Source organism: Pseudomonas cichorii (assembly GCF_003700275.1).
Lineage (GTDB): Bacteria > Pseudomonadota > Gammaproteobacteria > Pseudomonadales > Pseudomonadaceae > Aquipseudomonas > Aquipseudomonas cichorii_B.
In genome coordinates this window covers 1-858 of the sequence record NZ_RBRE01000027.1, presented here as the reverse complement: position 1 = coordinate 858, position 858 = coordinate 1, and the positions used below count along the sequence as shown (strand labels likewise).

General features: G+C 47.8%; 2 protein-coding genes. Both read right to left on the bottom strand.

The annotated features are described in order from the left end of the window. A partial coding sequence (locus ALQ04_RS27025; protein ID WP_221033390.1) for a hypothetical protein occupies positions 1–211 on the bottom strand: 211 nt, incomplete at its 3' end. 242 nt (positions 212–453) lie between these two features. Beyond that, positions 454–858, bottom strand: a 405-nt coding sequence (locus tag ALQ04_RS06430; RefSeq protein ID WP_259644945.1) for a methyl-accepting chemotaxis protein, incomplete at its 5' end; no start/stop codon positions are given.

The following is an 858-nucleotide window of genomic DNA, read 5'->3' as shown; positions in this document are numbered from 1 at the left end:
ACGAGCAGATGTGTATAAGAGACAGGACGGATATAATATTATCAACAGAAATTGTATAAATCTTTCCTTTATAAGCCTTAACCAATATACCGATAGTTCTTTTCGCCACATCAACCGATTTCAGTTCCCCCTCGTATAAGAAACTCACAAACCCCGATTTTTCCTGCACCCTGAATAAAGTACCAGGCGCAGCGTTTACAAATTTTTCCATTAGATTTTCCATTGTGCCATCTCCTATGACACCTGCATTCACTTTTACATTAGCAGCACTTCCTCTGGCAACGGATAAAATGAATTAACACGACTAGAATATTTAAATTTAAAAAACTCAATTTACATTCACCGAGTGAAATCGGGAAAATCGGTTTATCGTCCTATTGAGAAAGACCTATATAAAAAAAGGGGGACTTATTCAGATAGTTGTGATCCATCTGACGCCAGTCCCATGCACACTTACAACCTGAACCGATCCACCGACTGCGATAACTGCCCCGCCAGCGCAGACAACTCATCTGTCGTCCCGGCAGTCTGGCCAATCACTCTGCTATTACCCTCCGACATGCTGGCAATCATTTCCACCTGATGGGCGATTTCGTTGCTGGCCAGGCTTTGTTCGCCAATGGTGCGGCTGATGTCGTTGACCAGTTGGGTGGTGTTCAGCGTGGCTTCGAGGATTTCGCGGATGGCACGTTCGACTTCGGCGGTAACGGCCATGCCCTTGTCGACCTGCGCAACGCCTGCTTCCATGGTGGTGACGGCTTCGCGAGTGTTCTGCTGGATGCGGGAAACCATGCTGGCAATTTCCTGGGTAGACGCGCTGGTACGTCCGGCCAGGTTGCGCACTTCATCGGCTACCAC